General features: G+C 53.9%; 20 protein-coding genes and 1 other annotated feature. Of the genes, 4 read left to right on the top strand and 16 right to left on the bottom strand.

Going from position 1 to position 17,855, the window contains the following annotated elements:
• Positions 1–111 precede the first annotated feature (111 nt).
• A complete protein-coding gene (locus BMZ81_RS12285) occupies positions 112–951 on the top strand; it encodes a BadF/BadG/BcrA/BcrD ATPase family protein (protein ID WP_091132554.1) in 840 nt (279 codons plus the stop codon).
• Between the two features lie 191 nt (positions 952–1,142).
• Here BMZ81_RS12285 and BMZ81_RS12290 read toward each other — a convergent pair whose 3' ends face one another.
• From BMZ81_RS12290 to BMZ81_RS12300, 3 genes are all read right to left on the bottom strand, one after another.
• Complete coding sequence (locus BMZ81_RS12290; RefSeq protein WP_091132557.1) at positions 1,143–1,577, bottom strand: CD1247 N-terminal domain-containing protein; 435 nt, start codon at positions 1,575–1,577, stop codon at positions 1,143–1,145.
• 97 nt (positions 1,578–1,674) lie between these two features.
• The gene (gene efp / locus BMZ81_RS12295) at positions 1,675–2,244 is read right to left on the bottom strand and encodes an elongation factor P (protein WP_091132559.1); all 570 of its coding nucleotides are present in this window, start codon (positions 2,242–2,244) and stop codon (positions 1,675–1,677) included.
• Positions 2,245–2,488: 244 nt separating this feature from the next.
• On the bottom strand, positions 2,489–3,394 hold the full coding sequence (locus BMZ81_RS12300) for a LysR family transcriptional regulator (protein WP_091132561.1): 906 nt from the start codon (positions 3,392–3,394) through the stop codon (positions 2,489–2,491).
• A 265-nt stretch (positions 3,395–3,659) separates the two neighbouring features.
• Between BMZ81_RS12300 and BMZ81_RS12305 the strand changes: the two genes are divergently transcribed.
• Positions 3,660–4,130, top strand: a complete 471-nt coding sequence (locus BMZ81_RS12305; RefSeq protein WP_091132564.1) for a hotdog fold domain-containing protein — start codon at positions 3,660–3,662, stop codon at positions 4,128–4,130.
• Positions 4,131–4,171: 41 nt separating this feature from the next.
• Here BMZ81_RS12305 and BMZ81_RS12310 read toward each other — a convergent pair whose 3' ends face one another.
• Complete coding sequence (locus BMZ81_RS12310; protein WP_091132565.1) at positions 4,172–4,684, bottom strand: YqeG family HAD IIIA-type phosphatase; 513 nt, start codon at positions 4,682–4,684, stop codon at positions 4,172–4,174.
• Positions 4,685–4,761: 77 nt separating this feature from the next.
• On the opposite strand from BMZ81_RS12310, the gene BMZ81_RS12315 reads away from it, so the two are divergent.
• Positions 4,762–5,550 (top strand): hypothetical protein, encoded by a 789-nt coding sequence (locus BMZ81_RS12315; RefSeq protein WP_091132568.1) that lies wholly within the window; start codon positions 4,762–4,764, stop codon positions 5,548–5,550.
• A gap of 38 nt (positions 5,551–5,588) precedes the next feature.
• Here the strand turns inward: BMZ81_RS12315 and rpsU are convergent, their stop codons facing one another.
• The 3 genes from rpsU to BMZ81_RS12330 form a co-directional block, all read right to left on the bottom strand.
• Entirely contained in the window at positions 5,589–5,771 is a 183-nt protein-coding gene (gene rpsU, locus BMZ81_RS12320; RefSeq protein ID WP_091132569.1) for a 30S ribosomal protein S21, read from the bottom strand.
• Positions 5,772–6,039: 268 nt separating this feature from the next.
• The gene (gene leuS / locus BMZ81_RS12325; protein WP_091132572.1) at positions 6,040–8,466 is read right to left on the bottom strand and encodes a leucine--tRNA ligase; all 2,427 of its coding nucleotides are present in this window, start codon (positions 8,464–8,466) and stop codon (positions 6,040–6,042) included.
• A gap of 69 nt (positions 8,467–8,535) precedes the next feature.
• Positions 8,536–8,766, bottom strand: a binding site (T-box leader).
• A gap of 157 nt (positions 8,767–8,923) precedes the next feature.
• Positions 8,924–9,649 (bottom strand): DUF6198 family protein, encoded by a 726-nt coding sequence (locus tag BMZ81_RS12330; protein WP_091132573.1) that lies wholly within the window; start codon positions 9,647–9,649, stop codon positions 8,924–8,926.
• 453 nt (positions 9,650–10,102) lie between these two features.
• On the opposite strand from BMZ81_RS12330, the gene BMZ81_RS12335 reads away from it, so the two are divergent.
• Positions 10,103–11,041, top strand: a complete 939-nt coding sequence (locus BMZ81_RS12335) for a LysR family transcriptional regulator (protein WP_177187311.1) — start codon at positions 10,103–10,105, stop codon at positions 11,039–11,041.
• Between the two features lie 194 nt (positions 11,042–11,235).
• Here BMZ81_RS12335 and rsfS read toward each other — a convergent pair whose 3' ends face one another.
• The 9 genes from rsfS to BMZ81_RS12385 form a co-directional block, all read right to left on the bottom strand.
• Positions 11,236–11,598, bottom strand: coding sequence for a ribosome silencing factor (rsfS, locus tag BMZ81_RS12340; protein ID WP_091132633.1), 363 nt, complete (start codon positions 11,596–11,598; stop codon positions 11,236–11,238).
• A gap of 66 nt (positions 11,599–11,664) precedes the next feature.
• Positions 11,665–13,194: an LCP family protein gene (locus BMZ81_RS12345; protein WP_091132579.1), complete on the bottom strand. Its 1,530-nt coding sequence runs from the start codon at positions 13,192–13,194 to the stop codon at positions 11,665–11,667.
• A 7-nt stretch (positions 13,195–13,201) separates the two neighbouring features.
• Complete coding sequence (gene yqeK / locus BMZ81_RS12350) at positions 13,202–14,392, bottom strand: bis(5'-nucleosyl)-tetraphosphatase (symmetrical) YqeK (RefSeq protein WP_091132582.1); 1,191 nt, start codon at positions 14,390–14,392, stop codon at positions 13,202–13,204.
• A gap of 14 nt (positions 14,393–14,406) precedes the next feature.
• The gene (gene yhbY / locus BMZ81_RS12355) at positions 14,407–14,736 is read right to left on the bottom strand and encodes a ribosome assembly RNA-binding protein YhbY (RefSeq protein ID WP_091132585.1); all 330 of its coding nucleotides are present in this window, start codon (positions 14,734–14,736) and stop codon (positions 14,407–14,409) included.
• Between the two features lie 33 nt (positions 14,737–14,769).
• A complete protein-coding gene (locus BMZ81_RS12360) occupies positions 14,770–15,366 on the bottom strand; it encodes an XTP/dITP diphosphatase (RefSeq protein ID WP_091132587.1) in 597 nt (198 codons plus the stop codon).
• Positions 15,366–16,088, bottom strand: coding sequence for a ribonuclease PH (gene rph / locus BMZ81_RS12365; protein ID WP_091132589.1), 723 nt, complete (start codon positions 16,086–16,088; stop codon positions 15,366–15,368). Before rph ends, BMZ81_RS12360 begins: the two co-directional genes overlap by 1 nt.
• A gap of 246 nt (positions 16,089–16,334) precedes the next feature.
• On the bottom strand, positions 16,335–16,592 hold the full coding sequence (locus BMZ81_RS12375) for a hypothetical protein (RefSeq protein WP_091132593.1): 258 nt from the start codon (positions 16,590–16,592) through the stop codon (positions 16,335–16,337).
• Between the two features lie 26 nt (positions 16,593–16,618).
• A complete protein-coding gene (gene ftsY, locus BMZ81_RS12380; protein WP_091132596.1) occupies positions 16,619–17,491 on the bottom strand; it encodes a signal recognition particle-docking protein FtsY in 873 nt (290 codons plus the stop codon).
• 17 nt (positions 17,492–17,508) lie between these two features.
• Positions 17,509–17,757 carry a PhlB family protein gene (locus tag BMZ81_RS12385; RefSeq protein ID WP_091132598.1) on the bottom strand — a complete coding sequence of 83 codons (249 nt, stop codon included), beginning with the start codon at positions 17,755–17,757 and terminating at the stop codon, positions 17,509–17,511.
• Between the last annotated feature and the right edge of the window lie 98 nt (positions 17,758–17,855).

A 17,855-nucleotide genomic window follows, 5' to 3' on the forward strand; every position in this document is an offset into this window, starting at 1 on the left:
AAATTCATGTCAAATAATTGTCAAATTGGAATTGACAAGCAGCCTTCTCTCCCCTATGATGTGGATATGAGCAGCGGCGTTAAACCGCCGTTGCGGAAAGGATCTTTCATCATGGATGTGATTTTGGGCATCGACATCGGTGGTTCCACCACGAAAATCGTGGGTCTTCAGACTGACGGAACCGTTTTGTCTATGTTGCGGGTGCGGGCAGAGGATCAGATTACCAGCCTGTACGGTGCACTCGGCAATTACCTTACCAGCAATCAGCTCTCGCTGCAGGATGTTCGGCGAATCGTACTGACTGGCGTAGGTTCTTCTTATGTAGACGGGAATATCTACGGCGTTCCAACCTGTAAGGTGGATGAATTCCGGGCCAGCGGAGAAGGCGGTCTTGCTCTGACCAGCCAGGAATCCGGCGTGGTCGTGACAATGGGCACTGGAACGGCCTTTCTCTGGGCGGAAAAAAGCGGAACCATCCGGCATCTCTGCGGGAGCGGCATCGGCGGGGGAACCTTGGGCGGATTATGCCATAAACTGGTGGGAGCCGAACGTTTTAGCCAAATCAAAAAGCTGGCGGAACAGGGGGATTTGCATCAGGTGGATTTGACCATTGCAGAGCTCTCCAAGGATGCTGCCGCCACTTTGGATCCGGATATGACCGCCGCCAATTTTGGCAACCTGGCAGAGGATGCCTCTTCTGCTGACTTGGCCGCGGGTGTGGTGAACCTGGTGCTGCAGGCCATCGGTACCATGACGGTGCTGGCCTGTCAATGCTGTGACAGCAAAACAGTAATTCTTACCGGCTCTATGACCACGCTGCCGCAGGTGCTGCCCAACTTTGAGCTGTTCGAACGGCTATACGGAATTCATTATATTGTACCGGAAAATGCCACTTTTGCCACCGCCATTGGTGCCGGTCTGTGCAGTCTGCGAAAAAAGGCTGTTTGCTGAGTTTGCTGAAGCCAGTAACGCTGTGCTGTCCAGCCCTGACACTGGTTTCCGCCGAATCTTATGCCCCACGCATCCATGTAGCAGGGACAGGTGCGGCACCTGTCAGCAATTTTCTGTACATGTTTAAACAACGCAGAGCGCCCGGACCGTCAAACGGTCCGGGCGCTGTTCCTATTGTGCTCAAAGGCACTTTACTCCTGATCCCCATCCTCGTCGGAGGGCTCTTCTTCCAAGCCGCTCACGTCAAACTCCAGCTTCTCGCCACAGTTGGGGCAAATAACCTCGCCGTCTTCCAGAATCGACTCGTCAAAATAAATGGTTTCCTCGCAGGTGGGGCAAGTGGTTGCGTAGCAATCCTCGTCCTCGTCCAGCTCTTCATATTCCTCGTCGTCTTCGTCATCCTCATCGCCATAGATGAGATCCTCTACATCCTCCAAGTCGTCGCTGACAGCGTCCAGGCCGTCACCCAGTTCTGCCTGGGCATCCTTCAAATCCTCCATTTCCAGTGCAATGTCATCCAAGACATCAATCATGGCAGCGAGCAGCTTCCCCTCCTTGGTGGTGGTGTCCAGCTCCATACCCTCAGCCAAGCCTTTCAAATAGGCAACCTTCTCTGTAATTTCCATCGTAGCAGCTCCTTTCGTTTCAATCAGCTAACAATCCGATCGTTTGTTTTGCAGGGGTAAGAAAGGGGGGATCTTCATCCCCCCTTTTCTATCTTCTTTACTCTTTGCTGCGGCCGATATACTCACCAGTGCGGGTATCGATCTGGATTTTGTCACCGGTGTTGATAAACAGGGGCACCTTGACCTCTGCGCCGGTTTCCAGGGTTGCAGGCTTAGTCACGTTGGTCGCCGTGTCGCCCCGCACGCCCGGCTCTGTCTCCGTAACCTCCAGATCCATAAAATTAGGCACTTCTACGGTAAACACGCTGCCCTTATAGCTCACCAGCTTACACACGGTATTCTCCTTGACGAACTTAAACGCGTCACCCAGGACATCCCGGTTCAGCGGGGTCATATCAAACGTCTCCGGATCCATGAAGTAGTACAGGTCGCCATCATTATAGCTGTATTCCGCATCCTTGCGCTCCACCACAGCCTGCTCAAACTTGGCAGTGGGGTTAAAGGACTCCTCGCGGATGGCACCAGTCATCACGTTCTTGTACTTGGTACGCACAAACGCAGCGCCCTTGCCGGGCTTCACATGCTGGAACTCCACGACAGTCATAACCTTACCGTCCATCTCAAAGGTGACACCATTGCGGAAATCACCGGCAGTAATTGTTGGCATAAAATTGATCCTCCTTACAAATCTATGAGAAAACGACCTGCAGAAGGACATTTTCTCCATTTTTTCACATTCATATTCAGTCAAATTACCTAAGATATTTTATCCTATGTTGTCCGCTATTGCAAGAGCTTTTTCAAGAAAATATTGGAGTTTCCAAACTTTCCAGCCATGAACCACAAATATCTGCGCCTTCTTGTCAGCATTTTTGCCGGATTCCAGCCGGTGCCCTTTAGGAGCCTCCGTTCTATCCAGAGATTTCCTCCGCACGTATTTCTTCACCACAGTCAGAAAAAAACCGTTCCAGGAACTTCATAAATTTTTTGGTAATTGGCGATGCAGTTTCCAGGGATCGCAGCAAAATGCCCTCCACAATGTATTGAGGCGGATCAAACGGCAGCAGCACGGCATTTTTGACACGCCCCACCGTCACAAGCTCGTTTGCAATAGAAAGGCCAAGGCCGCGCTCCACCATGGCGAAGACCGAATTGTATTCCACAGTGGAATATTTGATGCGGGGCTCAATGCAGAATCTCTTGAAAATGGCCAGCACATCCGGATCCCGGCCATAGCCTGGCATAATCATTGGCTCATTGCGGAGCTGTTCCGGCTGAATCGCCGTCTGCTTTGCCAGCGGATGCTCCGAGGGAAGGACACAGATCATGGGATCCCTTCTCAGCGGAATAAAGCGGAATGGATCCTCTTTTTGATAGCTGCAGATACAAAAATCGACCTTTTTCCCAGAGAGGAGTTCCTTCAGCCGTTCCTCAATTCCCTCCACCAAATGAATCGTGATTCCCGGATATTCCTTTTGGAAGTCCTCGATGATCTGCGGCATCAACTGGCTGGCAATACTAGAAAAGGTTCCAATGGTAATTTCCCCGCTGAAAAGGTTCCGCAGTTCAAAGGCCCGCTGCTCCAAGCGGAGTTCCGATTCCACCAGTTCCTGAATAACCGGCAGAATTCGTTTTCCCTCCGAGGTCAGTGTCACGCCTGTCCGGCCACGGTATAAAACGGGAAAGCCCAGTTCACTTTCCACAACGTCTACAATATAGCCAATTCCCGCCGGCGTATAACCCAATTCTGCCGCCGCAGTGGAGAGGCTGCCGCAGTCAACCGTTTTCAGTAAAATCCTGCATTTCTCTGTATCCATCGTCTCCGCCCCCTTACCTTCAGCATTCCCCTGTGCGGGACTGTCTGAATCCCCACGCAGTCAAACTCCGCAGCACACTGACATGCCGCGCATTTCCTTTAGATTTTCTAAAAGAAGTCTTTATAAATTTGGTATTTAAATATTAGAAAGAATGCACTAAATTGGAATCACCAAGCAGTTCCGATTGTCGTTTTCATCCAAAATAAATGAAGCGTCATCCGGCTGCGCATATATGGCAAAAAATCAACATAAAAGGAGCATGAATATGATTGGCGAAAAAGTAATTCACAAACTCATGATGACCGGCGAGGACGGCCACTATGTCGGCAATCTGGTCAACGGCACCCGCATGCTGGACTTCTTCGGCGACGTGGCGACAGAGTTGCTGGTCCGGATGGACGGCGACCTGAGCCTGTTCAGAAGCTACAAGGAAGTCGACTTCCTGGCTCCCGTGTATGTCGGCGATTTCATGGAGTACCATGGTTGGATTGAGAAGAAGGGCACCACTTCCTATGAAGTGCATTTTGAGGCCTGGAAGGTCATCACCATGCCCGATGACTTCAAATTGAAGAGCAACTTCCTGGACGGTGTTCAAGGGGAGCCTCAGCTGCTGAACCTGAAGCAGTCCGCCGCGCTGGTGTGCAATCCTCCCATTCTGTGCGGCAAGGCAATCGGCGTTCTTGTGATTCCAAAGGATTGCCAGCGCGGTCCGCAGGATCCTAAATTCGCTGTTTGATAAATTCAGTATGACGAAAATCGTGAGCAGTGTCAAGCTGCTCACGATTTTTTCACCATATTTTCAGGGCATCTGGCTTTAAAGGGGGCCTGCAATCCATGCAGCACCTTCTGCCAAAGGGTCACAGCACCCCCCCTTGGCTCGACCATCAGTGCCAGAACACCGCTGCGGTTGGCAGCCAGCACATCCGTCAGCAGCTTGTCCCCTACCATGGCCGTGTGCTTTGGGGAGATGCCGCTTGCCGCCATGGCGGCCTCCAATCCCCGTGGCGATGGTTTGCCGGCATGGCCTTGATATGGAATTCCCAAATCGGCACAGAATTCCTGTACCCGACGTCCGGATCGGTTATTGGAGACGATTACGCACTGGATTCCGGCAGCATGAAGCGCCGCGATCCACTCCCGCAGGGCCAGATCCGGCCTTCGGACATATTTAGGAGCCAACGTATAATCCAAGTCGCTCAGCAGCAGTGTAATGCCGCGCTGCTGCAGCCATGCAGGTGTAATCTCCTCATATCCATTCCATAATGCGCTTGGGATCAGAGAAAATGGCATAGGCACTTCCTTCTTCGCATAAGTTTTTCATAACCAGTATATCAAAAGGGACGCAAATCCACAAGGGGGGAGAGCCTTTGCAACTCTATCTGGCTGTGATGCCTGCCCAGCTGCAGGATGCCTCCAGGTACTGCCGAAACTTTGCCCACGTGGCTTATCGAATCGGCAGTGAGTCCACCCTGCTGCGGCAGAGTCTGCTGCTGCAGACCCATGGCGGCCTGCTGTCTGTCAGTGATGGGGAAATGCCGCCGGTTCTTGATTCTGAAAAGCTGTGCGCCGCTGTTCTGCGCGAATGCAACCGCCGGGGATACAGCGGTGTGCTTCTGGACTTTGAGGCACCGCCCACCAGGGATCGATCGGTCTTTGTTGAGCGTCTGGAGGCCGCACTCTCCGCCAGTAAGCGGAGTCTGTACATTCCGGAATCATACGGCCGTGCAGCTTCTGGCGCCGTGCCGCTGATCTGTACGGCCATCTCCGGCGGCAATTTCATGCAGCGGCTGCAGGAGGCCGCGGCCGCCAGAGGCGGCGCCGGTCGCTTGGCGCTGGATGTACAGAGGCTGCGGATGGATTTTCTGCTGCCTGCCAGAACCGGAGAGGGACGGCCGCTCACCGAAGCGGAATTCTATCAACTGATGGAACGGGAGCAGCCCTCAGTTTTCTTTTCCCAGGATCTGTGTGCCCGCTACTTCACCTATACCCGGGAGAATCAAACCCATTTTGTATTGTTTGACGATGCGGAGACTTTGCTGCAAAAATTGCGAACCGGCAGCGGAATGGGGTTTTCAGCCGCATTTTTGATGTATCCGGAGGTAAAGGATATTTTGCCCAAACTGTTTGCGAAAAACGGAAAACAGCCCTTTGCATAAAAAAACGCTGTGCCAGTTGGCACAGCGTTTTTTCAGAATCAATAAAATCTCTTCTTGTTCTTGCGAGCAGCCTCAGACTTCTTGCGGCGCTTGACGCTGGGGCTCTCATAATGTTCTCTCTTGCGAACCTCGGCGATCACGCCTGCTTTGGCACAACTGCGCTTGAAGCGCTTCAGTGCGCTGTCAATGGACTCGCCGTCCTTCACATGGATCTCAGACATTTATATTTCCCTCCCTCCGAGGTATCCGGCTAAATCCAGGATACTTTAAGGGCCATAATCTATGGCGTTAACAAAGTTATTATACGGATCTTTTCGGAAGTTGTCAAGAGAATTTGTTGAAATCCATCCAGAATTTCGGTTCTCCTGCAAAATCTCAAAAGGGACTGCCGAATTCCATACAATCAAACAGTCCGGCAAAGTCCACCCGGTTCAAGGGTTTGCTCATAGGCGCAAACCGCTTGGACGGTGCCATTTGGCGCGGCGGCTTTTACTGGGGCTTCACAATCAGGTTCACCAGCCGGTTTTTCACCAGAATGGTCTTGACAATCTTCATACCCTCTGTGGCCTTGGCAACCTTCTCCACGGCCAATGCCGCCTCTACCACTGCCTGCTCCTCACTGTCGGTCGGCATGGTGATGGTTCCCTTCAGCTTGCCATTGACCTGAACAGCCATATCCACAGCAGCAGCAACCGTCTTGCTCTCATCAAACTCCGGCCATTCCGCTTGGCAGCACATCTTTCCGGTCTTGGCCGCAAAGCCCAGGCTCTCCCACAGCTCCTCGGTGAGATGGGGAGCAAAGGGATTCAGCAGCAAAAGCAGATACCGCATATCGCCACGGGTGCAGCCATTGGCATAGAACTCATTCACGAGAGTCATCAAGGCCGCAATGGCGGTGTTCATCTTCAGGTTATCCACATCATCAGTGACCTTTTTGACGGTCTTGTGAATGGCGGATTCGTTGGCGGGCGTTACGTCATCGCTCTCCTCTGCCTGCTCCGCCAGGTTCCAGACCCGGTCCAGGAATCGCTTGGATCCCTTTACGGCCTCCGTAGACCAAGTGGCCGCCTTCTCAAAGTCACCCACGAACATGATATAAAGGCGCATGGTATCGGCACCGTACTGCTCCACAATGTCGTTGGGATTCACCACATTGCCCCGGGACTTGGACATCTTCTCGCCGCCCTCACCCAGAATCATACCGTGGCTGGTGCGCTTGGCATAGGGCTCCTTCGTGGGCACCACGCCAATGTCATACAGGAATTTATGCCAAAAGCGGCTATACAGCAGGTGCAGCGTGGTGTGTTCCATGCCGCCGTTGTACCAGTCCACAGGGGACCAGTAATCCAGCGCCTCCTTCGAAGCCAGGGCCTTGTCGTTATGGGGATCCATATACCGCAGGAAATACCAGCTGGAACCAGCCCACTGGGGCATCGTATCGGTCTCTCGCTGGGCAGGGCCTCCACACTTGGGGCAGGTGGTATTTACCCAGTCTGTCATTTTGCTGAGGGGAGATTCACCGGTGTCTGTGACCTCGTAGGAGTCCACCTCCGGCAGCAGCAGAGGCAGCTGCTCTTCCGGCAGGGGCACCCAGCCGCACTTGTCGCAGTGCACCAGGGGAATCGGCTCGCCCCAATAGCGCTGGCGGGAGAACACCCAGTCCCGGAGCTTGAAGTTGGTCTTGGGATGACCCAGCCCCTGCTCGGTGACCCACTTCTTCATGGTTGGGATGGCTTCCTTCACGGTAAGCCCATTGAGGAATCCCGAGTTTACCATAACGCCGGTGTCGTCCTTCAGAGTGAAGGCCTCTTTCGTGATGTCGCCGCCCTGCACTACCTCAATGATGGGCAGGCCGAACTTCGTGGCAAACTCCCAGTCGCGCTGGTCGTGGCCGGGCACGCCCATAACGGCGCCGGTGCCGTAGCTCATCAACACGTAGTCAGAGACAAATACAGGAATGTGGGTGCCGTTTGCGGGATTAATCGCCTCCACACCTGCAAGGCGCACGCCGGTTTTGTCCTTATTCAGCTCACTGCGTTCAAAGTCAGACTTGTGCGCAGCCTCCTCCCGGTAGGCAGCAACCTCGTCCCAGTTTTGAATCCGGTCCTTCCATTTGTCCAGGAAGGGGTGCTCCGGAGAGAGTACCATATAGGTAACGCCGAACAGCGTGTCGCACCGCGTGGTATAAACCGTCATGGTGTCACCGGCAGTGGTTTGGAAGTCCACCTCCGTACCTTCGCTGCGGCCAATCCAGTTTTTCTGCTGGATCTTCACCCGCTCAATAAAATCCAGATCGTCCAAGTCATCAATCAGCCGGTCCGCATACTTGGTGATGGCCAGCATCCACTGGCTCTTCTCCTTGCGGATGACCTCGCCGCCGCAGCGCTCGCATACACCCTCCACAACCTCCTCGTTGGCCAGGACGATCTTGCAGCTGGTACACCAGTTGACGGGCATGGAAGCTTTGTAAGCCAACCCTTTTTTAAACATCTGGAGGAAAATCCACTGAGTCCATTTGTAATAGTTGGGGTCGGTCGTATTCACCTCCCGATCCCAGTCGAAGGAATAGCCCAGCATCTGAAGCTGCTTGCGGAAGTTCGCCACATTGTCGTGGGTCACCTTGGCGGGATGGGTGTGGGTCTTGATGGCAAAGTTCTCCGTGGGCAGGCCAAAAGCGTCATAACCGATGGGGAACAAGACATTATAGCCCTGCATCCGCTTTTTCCGGCAGATAATGTCCATGGCCGTGAAGGGCCGGGCATGGCCTACATGAAGGCCTTGGGCAGAGGGATAGGGGAATTCAATCAAGCCAAAAAATTTTTCCCGGTTCTTGTCACCGGTGACAGCAGCAAAGGGCTTTGTCTCCAGCCATTTGTCCTGCCACTTTTTTTCTATACTGGTAAAATCGTACTTCATCTCTGACTCCTTTATCTTTCCATCATGTTCTATATAAAATACAAATCAAAAACGCCCCTGACCGTTTCGGTCAGGGGCGTCTGAACGCGATACCACCCTGATTCAGCTGCCAGTCACCCGGTCAGCCCTCTGTGATCCCAAGGATCAGCAGCCGATAACGGGGCCTGCCGTCCTGCCTTACTGGTATTCAGGCAGGAGACTCCAGGATCAGTTATACACGGGACTCCCCCACCGGCTCACAGCAGCCGCCGGCTCTCTGGAGGCGGAAGTTCCCATCTTTTTCCCCTTCAAAGTCTTTGACAGAGTTATTTTACGGGCGTTTTTGTTTTTTGTCAAGAGTACAACCCAAAATAGCCGTCTTTTCCGCTTCAGACGGCTTCAACAGCTGTTATTCAAGGCGTACTTTTTCTTCTTCTTAATCGTTTTTTCCCTCATTCACTCCCACTCGATTGCCAATTTATGATTTGCACTCATTTGTCGGAGTGAAGGACCATTTACCGTTCAGCAGGAGAACTGCTGTATATCCGGAAAAGATCTTGTTTTCAAGAAAGGCCAGGATTTTTTTCACCGGTTTTGTAAAAATGTCAATCAGCAACCCATTGCAGATGGCAAAAATCAGGGTGCCCTCCCGAACCATGTCCGTTGGGATTCCATTCAAGCGGCAAATCAGAATAGAAACCAGCACGTACACAATATCCAGAAGGATTTTACTGGTGCCAAACTGAATGTGGAGCCGCTCCGTCATAATGCCGCAAAATGCCTCCGGCGGGTAATTGAGGAACCGTGCGTACTTGATAATTGTAAAGCCAAGGCTGATCAAAAGCATTCCAACAAAAAACAGGCCGAAACGCTGTGCATAGGTCTGCGGGTGCAGCGCCTGAAAAGGTGGAAAGGTATATCGAAAAAAGTTCAGAATAAATGTTTGCATGATGACAGGAACTGCCTGCAAAAAGCGAATCCGCTCAAACCGCTTTCCCAGCAGCAGGATCTGAAAAATGAGAAACAGGCTGTACAAAAGAAACATTGCGGTGCCAACTTTTATATGCAGTGCGGCCGCAATTGCAGAGCAGGTCCCTGTGGAGGTTGTTTGCCCAAGACCGGCGATGATCCCAAATGTCGCTCCTATGGAGAGGGAGGTAACCCCGAACAAAAGTTCCGCGAATTTTGTAAGAGCCGTTTTCATAAGCAATCGTCAAATACCTTTCTAGCCAAATTTATATGTACAAGAAATTTATGTACAAGCATTTAAGCATTTAAAATAGCCATCGCAGTATGGCTTGCAGGAAACAGTTTCCTATGAAAGTCGTCCTTTGTCAAACTAAAAGATGAGTCCACCGCAGCTGCCGCCGCAGGTAATGAAACACGTATAAAAAGATGGAAAATGCTGGCTGCTTGCATATACCAACTTGTGTATCGCCTGCGGCGGCAACTGCGGTGGACTCATAGATCTGCACCAAGGAATCGCGCCATTTGTTCTTAATTTGACAGGTATCGGTCTTTCGCCTATAATGTGATAGAACATGATCCTGTATTGTATTAAATCACAAGATTGATTCTTTTGGAAATGCCGCTTTTGTATGAGCATGCATAGGAAAAAGTTATGCTTAGAGAAGCATTGGCTTTTGGGAGGGCAACCATGACTTTGCAGCAACTGAGATATGTCGTAGAGATTTTCCACTGTGGTTCCATTACAGCAGCTGCCCAGAAGCTGTTTGTCACGCAGCCCAGCATCAGCCGGGCGATCCGTGACCTGGAGTCCGAAATAGGGGTTACCATTCTTGAGCGCAATCCTGGCGGCGTATCCTTTACTGCGGATGGGCTGGAACTGCTGGTGTATGCAAAGTCAATCCTGGAACAGGCTTCCAGTATGAAAATGCGTTTTTTAAATTCAAAGGAAAATGAAATGCTGCGCCTTACCGTATCTGTTCAGCACTATATTTTTCCCATTGATGCTATGATCAATTTTGTAAATCAGCGCCTGGCTGAAACCCCGTCTTTTACAATCAATCTTCGTGATGGAAATACCTCCCAGGTTGTAAAGGATGTGTTGTTCCAGCACAGTAAAATAGGGGTTCTCTACATCTCCAATGCAACCAGCCATTTTATGCATCAGCTGTTTCAGAAAAACGATCTGGAATTTCATCCAATGGGGACATTTTCCCCTCAGGTTTATCTGCGGCGCGGCCACCCTCTGGCTGGCTATAGTGCCATTTCCTCTGAACAGCTCCTGCCGTATCCCTGTGTCCGCTATGAGTCCGGCGGGGATCTGTTTAATTTTGCAGAGGAAATCATCGTTCTGGAAGATACTTCCAAGTGCATTTTTGTAACGGACCGTTCCGCCCTGTTCAGCTTTCTCCGGTGTACGGATGCATACGGCATGGGTTCAGGCTGTCTGCTGCCGCACGTCATTGGCCCGGATATTGTCTCCATTCCGCTGCAGGACCGCACGGAAGGAATGCAGATTGGCTGGATCAAGCTGAAAAACACCGTTATTCAGCCACAGATGGAAGATTACATTCATTTTATGGAGTCCTCCCTGCGGAAGTGTTCCGGGCTGAACTGCTCTTTAAACTGAAATTCTGAAGATATCTATATCAACTTAAAAACAAAAAACGGCAGGGGCGTTGGAGCGTGCATCTCCAATATCCCTGCCGCCTTTTTGCTTTTCAAGAGAATTTGGCTCATCAAAAACGGATACGGGCAGGTCCTGCCCGTATCCAAATACATCCCTGTCCAAATGGCTTTATGCACCTTCGGCACAGGAAGCACTCAGTCCGCAGTCAGCACGCTGCTGAGATCCAGCGGCTTTCCATCGCTCCACAGCCGTTCCAGAGAATAGAACTCCCGGGCCTCCTCAGAAAACACGTGAATGCAAACACTGCCGTAGTCCAGCAGAACCCAGGTGTCATCCCGGTAACCCTCCCGGCGCAGCGGGTCCTCGCCCGCCTGTTCCTTCAGTGCCTTCTCCACAGCGCCGCACAGTGCATTGATCTGGGTGTTGGAAGTACCGGTGGCAATGACAAAATAGTCCGCCAGGGTAGTCAAATCTGTGATTTCAATCGCGGAAATCGCCTTGCCCTTTTTCTCGTCCAGGGCCTTTGCCGCAATGATAGCCAGTTCCTTTGGTGTCATGTGCTTCATCCTTTCTTGATCAGCGGTTTCCAGAGTACGCATCACCCGGATACCACCATGCTTCTTTTATGCAGCGGGGGCAGGTTCAATGATGGAAAAATCCGGTTCCATCGGATCCGTGGCACCCGTTCCGCCGCTTTCAGACGGCGCCGTGGTGCCGATATTCCCGTCGGTATTGCCGCCCTCCGGTGGTGTCGTCGTACCAGTATCTCCACCGGTATTGCCGCCATCCGGCGGCGTGGTCGTGCCAGTATCCCCACCGGCACCGTCGCCCTCCGGCGGTGTCGTCGTACCGGTGCCTCCACCGCTGCCGCCGTCTCCTGGAAGCGTTTCAGGAGAATCTCCAGTGCCCGGATCGATTGGATTTCCATCTTCATCCACATCAGGTTCCTCAGGCTCAGTCTCCGGTTTGGATGGCTTTACCGGCGCCACTGCCGCCTTACCGTCCTCTACATGGCCGGTGGAAGAACTGACAGACCCGTTGGAATTCACAGACATGATGTCCAAATCGCTGAGGGTAAATTTCTCCACAAAGGGACTCAGCTCATTATTTACCAGCTCCAGCAGTTCCTTTGGATAAGGTGTGACATAGGACTGCATATTGCCGTAGGTCCGGCTGTAGCAGGTGGCGCTGTAATTGCCGGGCATGGTGACAAATTTGATGTTTTCCATCTTCAGGCCGCCCATAATGGCCTGTTGGCCAAACCAAAAAAGGTTCTGGTAGGAGAGATCCGTCTTCACATTCTCCTCAAACACCTTGACGAGTTGTTTGATCTTGGGAACGTTTTGAATTTTTAAAAGCTGCTCAATCACAGCCTTGAGAAAGTTCTGCTGGGTCTCAATCCGGCCAATATCACCATTATTGTATCCATTTTTTCCATCCCGGAACCGAACAACCTGCATCGCCATGTCGCCGTCCAGCAGCTGATATCCCTTCTTCACGTTAATCGCCAGATCCTGAAGGGGATCCCAGTACTGCATATCCCGGGGGACATCAAACCAGACGCCGCCAATGGCATCCACCAGCTCGCCTACAGCTTCCCATTCCACAATTACCTGAAAATCCGGTGTAAAGCCCACCAGTTGGGAGATCTCCTTGTACAGGGCCTGGATTCCCTTCTCTCCGCCGCCATACCAATTATATACGGAGTTGATCTTCTTAATATCCCATGGGACGTTTACCATGGTGTCACGGGGAATGTTCAGCACTGTCAGCTTTTGGTCCGTAACATTATAGGAGGCCAGCATCATGGTGTCGCAATTGCCGCCTCCGCCGGTGTCCCGGCCTAAAACCAGAACTGTATACCAGTCCTTGGTCTTCCGCTCACCATCGGCTCGTGGCTGCACACCGTCGCCGTAGTCAATTTCTTCCGCTTCGCTCCCCTCTCCGCCGACAGGCTTTTCCTTTTCCAAATCGGGGCGGACAAATACGCTCTGCCAAGCCAGGACGCCCACCAGCACCACAGCCAGCACCGCCGCCACGGCAATCAGTACTTTTTGCTGGCGGGTCAGGCGGCTTGGCTTCTTTGGTCTTTTCTCTTTTGGCTGCTTTTGCGGCCTTCCACCCGCCACGCGCTTTCCAGTCTCTCTGTCCACTGTCTCTCTATCCTTTCAGTGCATCCCGGGCCTCAAGGGTGGCACGGTGCACGGGATTTCCCATGGCCGTCATCTCTTCAACGGTCATCTCCAGGCCCAGCAACAGGCCGGCATTCAGGTCTTTATAGCACACATTGCGCAGTTTGTCCACCCCCGGGAAATCCCGGGAGGGCTCAATATAATCCGCCAGATAGATAATTTTTTCCAGCAGCGTCATCCCCGCATGGCCCGTGGTGTGCCACCAGATGGCACTGTAAATCTCTTCGTCCACGCCGAACACATCCCGTGCAATGGCAGCGCCGGTCTTGGCGTGAAGCAGTTTCAATGCCTTTTGCTCCAACTCGTCCAGCTGGATGTGATACTGCGCGCACAGCGCCAGCTGCTCCTCCATATTCAGCCTTTTGGTGCAGTCGTGTAGCAGCGCCGCCACTCTCGCTTTTTCCACATCCGCGCCGTAGCGCTCCGCCAGGCGGATGGCCTCCTGCTCCGTTCCCAGCACATGGGGGATGCGTTTATGCTTGAGATAGCTCAACGCCACCGGCCGCAGCTGGCTGATAGAAAGATGCTTCAAATCGGCATGGGTGCGGTACAGTCTCTCCCGCAGGATGTATCCATAAACCGCGGGAGCCAGCAGGCTGCCACCGCCTCCAATGGCCAGCTGTTCCCGCAGATCCGTGGAGGAGACCTCCACAACTCCGGGAATGCTCAGAGTAAACAGCCGCGCCTGGGGGTAGTTTTGATAGAGGTACTCCCGCTGGGCGGAAAACAGCTCCTCGATGTCCTCTTCCGTCCGTCCGAAGGCCGCGATGCCGGCCAGAGAGAAAATCTCCTCCGGCGCATGCCAGGTCTGAATGGTTAAAAACATGTCTGTGCCCATCAGCAGCCACAGCTCATCCTCCGGATACTGCTCCTTCAGCTGGGCCAGAGTATCCGAGGTATAGCTCTTTCCCTCCCGACGAAGCTCCAGGTCCAGTACTTCCACCTGGTCCCCCAGCCCCGTTTGCTCTGCGGCCAGGCGGGTCATCTCCAGTCGCTGGTCCGGCGTGGGAGAGCCGGCCGGCAAATCCTTATGGGGCGGCAGTCCCGCCGGGATCAGCAGCAGCCGGTCCAGCTTCAAGAGTTCAAATACCGCCCGGGCCGCGGTAATGTGACCCAGATGAGGCGGGTTGAAGGTTCCGCCGTAGATACCGATTTTCATGATGCTTCCTTCTTCTAAACAGGTTTCTTCTTTGCCGGTTTCACCAGCTGAATCCGCTTGTCCCTGGGCTTGGAGTGGCTCTCCCGGTACAGCACGAATTTTGTGCCGATGACCTGGACCACTTCGCTGCGGGTGGCCGCGGCCAGCTCCTGAGCGGCTGTTCTGGCGTCGTACTCGATGTTGTTGTCCAGCACCCGGCCCTTGATCAGCTCCCGGGCCTCCAGCGCGTCGTCCGCCTGTTTGATGAGGTTTTCCCCAAGGCCGTCCTTCCCCACCTGGAGGATGGTATCAATGGTGTTGGCCAGTCCCCGCAGCTGGGCCCGCTGTTTGCTTGTCAGTTCCATATGGTTCTCCTGTTTTCCCTGTCTTTTCAGACGTTATTTCTGCAGATAAGTTGCAAGCTTTTCCGAAAAGGCGGCCAGCGCTTTTCCCCGGTGGGAAATGGCACTCTTCTCCTCCGCCGTCAGCTGGCCAAAAGTCTTTTTCAGTTCCGGCACAAAAAATACCGGATCGTAGCCGAAGCCGCCCTCTCCCATGGGGGCAAAAGCGATCGTTCCCTCGCACCGACCCTCCGCCGTCAGCTCATCCCCATTGGGGAATGCGCAGGCGATGGCGCAGGCAAAGTGGGCCGCCCGGGTGGTCTGGCCCCGCATGGTGTTCAGCAGAAGCTGACAGCGACCTTTGTCATCCAGGCCCTCTCCGCCGTAACGGGCAGAGTACACGCCGGGTCCGCCGTTCAATGCGTCCACGCAGAGGCCGGAGTCATCCGCGATAGCGGGCAGGCCGGATGCGGCGCAGATGGCCTTTGCCTTCAGCATGGCGTTTTCCGCAAAGGTGGTGCCGGTCTCCTCCACATCCACCGCAATTCCCAATTCCCTCGGGCTGACGACTTCTACACCGTACTGAGACAAAATGGCCCCCATCTCTTTCAGCTTTCCCGGATTGTGGGTGGCAAGCACAAATTTTTCAGACATCAGACTCTTCCTCCCAGGGCTTCCTTCTGAATGGCCAGAAGCTCCCGGTTGCCCTTGGCGCACAGGCGCACCAGCTCCTGCTGCTCGTTCAGGGTAAAGGCCCGGCCCTCGCCGGTGCCCTGAAGTTCAATGATCTCCCCCAGCTCATTCATGACGCAGTTCAAATCCACCTGGGCCCGGCTGTCCTCGCTGTATTGGAGGTCCAGCAGCGGCTGCTCGTCCACAATACCGGCGGAGACGCCTGTGACAAAGTGGCGGATGGGGCTGCTGCCCAGAGCGCCGCTTTCCACCAAAGAGCGGCAGGCCAGCGCCAGCGCGATGAAGCCGCCGGTGACAGAGGCAGTCCGTGTGCCGCCGTCTCCCTGGAGCACATCACAGTCGATGGTGATGGTGTGCTCTCCCAGCTTCGCCATATCCACAGCAGCCCGGAGGGAGCGGCCCACCAGCCGCTGAATTTCGGCGCTGCGGGGAGAGAGCTTCAGCTTTGCTATGTCCCGCCTGCTCCGCTCCCGGTTAGCCCGGGGCAGCATGGAGTACTCCGCCGTCACCCAGCCGGTGCCCTCCGGCACGTGGGGCGGCGTACGGTTCTCCACACTGGCGCAGCAGAGCACCTTCGTGTCGCCGCACTCGATGAGGCAGCTGCCCTCTGCGAATTTTACGAAGTCTGTGGTAATTTTGATGGGGCGCAGTTCATCATATCCCCGGCCATCTTGTCTTTTCATGCTTCTCTATCCTCTTTTGTTGAAATCAAAATCAGCCCGCAGGACGGGCAATGCATTGCCGGGCAGTTGCTGACATGCAAGGACTCAGAGTCCGGAAGCGAGAATTCTCCCATTCCCTCCTCCGGTGCCGGAACGGAAAGCAGGCGCTTCTTCGTTGTCCAGACAATGCGCCGCGGACTCTGTATATAGCCTTTCTGCAGGCTTCCACCGTAGGCGGGGCAAATACATTCCATAAGTGTCCCTCCCTTATTCATGGCGCAGGGCGGGCCGGATGGCTGCCGCAGCCCGGGCATAATCAGAACGGGTGACATAAATGGCATAGCTGTACAGGGCGTCCTGCCGGATTCCGGCAGTCCCGTACCGGGCGCGTTCCGCCGCCCGGGCTGCTCCCCGCATTTTCACGGTACAGGGTATCCCAGCGTTGGAAAGATCCTCCCGAATGCGAAAAAGCTTTTCCTGTGAAACCACCGTGATCAGTTCTCTTCGATTCAAAATGGTGAGCACGAAAGCTCCTCCCCTCTTTCAGACGGTCAGATCACTGCCTCCACATATTCCTTGGCGTCAAAGGGCTTCAAATCCTCGATGCCCTCTCCCACGCCGGCAAACTTGACGGGTACCCCCAGTTCCCTGGCAATGGCCACCACAATACCGCCCTTGGCGGTGCCGTCCAGCTTCGTGAGGATAATGCCCGTAAGGCCGGCGGCCTCCTTAAACTGCTTGGCCTGCACCAAACCGTTCTGGCCGGTGGTGGCATCCAGTACCAGCAATGTCTCCCTGGCGGCGCCGGGGCACTCCCGATCAATGATTTTGGAGAGCTTGGAAAGCTCCGCCATCAGATTGGACTTGTTGTGGAGACGTCCGGCAGTGTCGCACAGCACCACATCCACGCCCCGGGCCTTGGCGGCCTGCAGGGCGTCAAACAGAACGGCGCCGGGATCTGCTCCTTCATGCTGGCGGATCAACTCACAGCCCGCCCGCTGGGCCCAGATTTCCAGTTGGTCCGCCGCGGCAGCCCGGAAGGTGTCCGCAGCACAAAGCAGGACACGCCTGCCTTGGCCCTTCAGCTGGTAAGCCAGCTTTCCGATGGAGGTGGTCTTGCCAACGCCGTTGACGCCGATGACCAGTACCACCGACGGCTTGGTAGAGAGAGCCAGCTCCGTATCACTGACAGAGATCATCTCTGCCAAGATCTCCCGCAGGGCTGCCTTGACCTCCTCTTGATCGTGGAGTTTTTCCTTCCGAACCCGCGTGCGCAGCTGTTCCACCGCCTCCAAAGCAGTGTTCATGCCAAGGTCGGCCAGGATCAGCGTCTCCTCCAGTTCTTCAAAAAATGCCTCGTCCGCCTCCGTAAAGCCGGAGAAGAGATTGGTGGTAATTTTTTTCAGTTTGTCAAAAAAGCCCATAGCGTTCGTCCTTTTATCTATTTTTTCGCCTGATAATCAATTTTTCCACCGCATTCCCGGCAGTATTCACTGGGATGCTGCCCCAGCCACTTTCCGCAGTGCGGGCAGCGCACCAGCAAAAAATTGAGCGCCATGCCCGCAAAGAAGACCAGCATGCCAAGCCACATCAGCTGCTGCCGGTTTCCATCGAGCACGCATAAAATCATCGGAAATAGGCCGGCCACCATAATGCCGACGGATACCATCTGTTTTTGTTTTAAGCTCATACCGCACTCCTACCTGATTTTTATTCGTCTTCCGTGCCGTTTCTGCAATGGATCCGCAGCCCGGCGTCACTTGATTGTTCGCGCTCTCACCGGAGTAT

Origin of the sequence: Oscillibacter sp. PC13, from assembly GCF_900115635.1 — a bacterium.
In the GTDB taxonomy this organism is placed as follows: domain Bacteria; phylum Bacillota; class Clostridia; order Oscillospirales; family Oscillospiraceae; genus Oscillibacter.

Excerpts from the sequence above, each read along its gene's own strand:
- BMZ81_RS12285 (WP_091132554.1), top strand. The coding sequence starts at position 112 with ATGGATGTGATTTTGGGCATCGACATCGGTGGTTCCACCACGAAAATC.
- BMZ81_RS12290 (WP_091132557.1), bottom strand. The coding sequence starts at position 1,577 with ATGGAAATTACAGAGAAGGTTGCCTATTTGAAAGGCTTGGCTGAGGGT.
- efp (WP_091132559.1), bottom strand. The coding sequence starts at position 2,244 with ATGCCAACAATTACTGCCGGTGATTTCCGCAATGGTGTCACCTTTGAG.
- BMZ81_RS12300 (WP_091132561.1), bottom strand. The coding sequence starts at position 3,394 with ATGGATACAGAGAAATGCAGGATTTTACTGAAAACGGTTGACTGCGGC.
- BMZ81_RS12305 (WP_091132564.1), top strand. The coding sequence starts at position 3,660 with ATGATTGGCGAAAAAGTAATTCACAAACTCATGATGACCGGCGAGGAC.
- BMZ81_RS12310 (WP_091132565.1), bottom strand. The coding sequence starts at position 4,684 with ATGCCATTTTCTCTGATCCCAAGCGCATTATGGAATGGATATGAGGAG.
- rpsU (WP_091132569.1), bottom strand. The coding sequence starts at position 5,771 with ATGTCTGAGATCCATGTGAAGGACGGCGAGTCCATTGACAGCGCACTG.
- leuS (WP_091132572.1), bottom strand. The coding sequence starts at position 8,466 with ATGAAGTACGATTTTACCAGTATAGAAAAAAAGTGGCAGGACAAATGG.
- BMZ81_RS12330 (WP_091132573.1), bottom strand. The coding sequence starts at position 9,649 with ATGAAAACGGCTCTTACAAAATTCGCGGAACTTTTGTTCGGGGTTACC.
- BMZ81_RS12335 (WP_177187311.1), top strand. The coding sequence starts at position 10,103 with ATGACTTTGCAGCAACTGAGATATGTCGTAGAGATTTTCCACTGTGGT.
- rsfS (WP_091132633.1), bottom strand. The coding sequence starts at position 11,598 with ATGACACCAAAGGAACTGGCTATCATTGCGGCAAAGGCCCTGGACGAG.
- yqeK (WP_091132582.1), bottom strand. The coding sequence starts at position 14,392 with ATGAAAATCGGTATCTACGGCGGAACCTTCAACCCGCCTCATCTGGGT.
- yhbY (WP_091132585.1), bottom strand. The coding sequence starts at position 14,736 with ATGGAACTGACAAGCAAACAGCGGGCCCAGCTGCGGGGACTGGCCAAC.
- BMZ81_RS12360 (WP_091132587.1), bottom strand. The coding sequence starts at position 15,366 with ATGTCTGAAAAATTTGTGCTTGCCACCCACAATCCGGGAAAGCTGAAA.
- rph (WP_091132589.1), bottom strand. The coding sequence starts at position 16,088 with ATGAAAAGACAAGATGGCCGGGGATATGATGAACTGCGCCCCATCAAA.
- ftsY (WP_091132596.1), bottom strand. The coding sequence starts at position 17,491 with ATGGGCTTTTTTGACAAACTGAAAAAAATTACCACCAATCTCTTCTCC.
- BMZ81_RS12385 (WP_091132598.1), bottom strand. The coding sequence starts at position 17,757 with ATGAGCTTAAAACAAAAACAGATGGTATCCGTCGGCATTATGGTGGCC.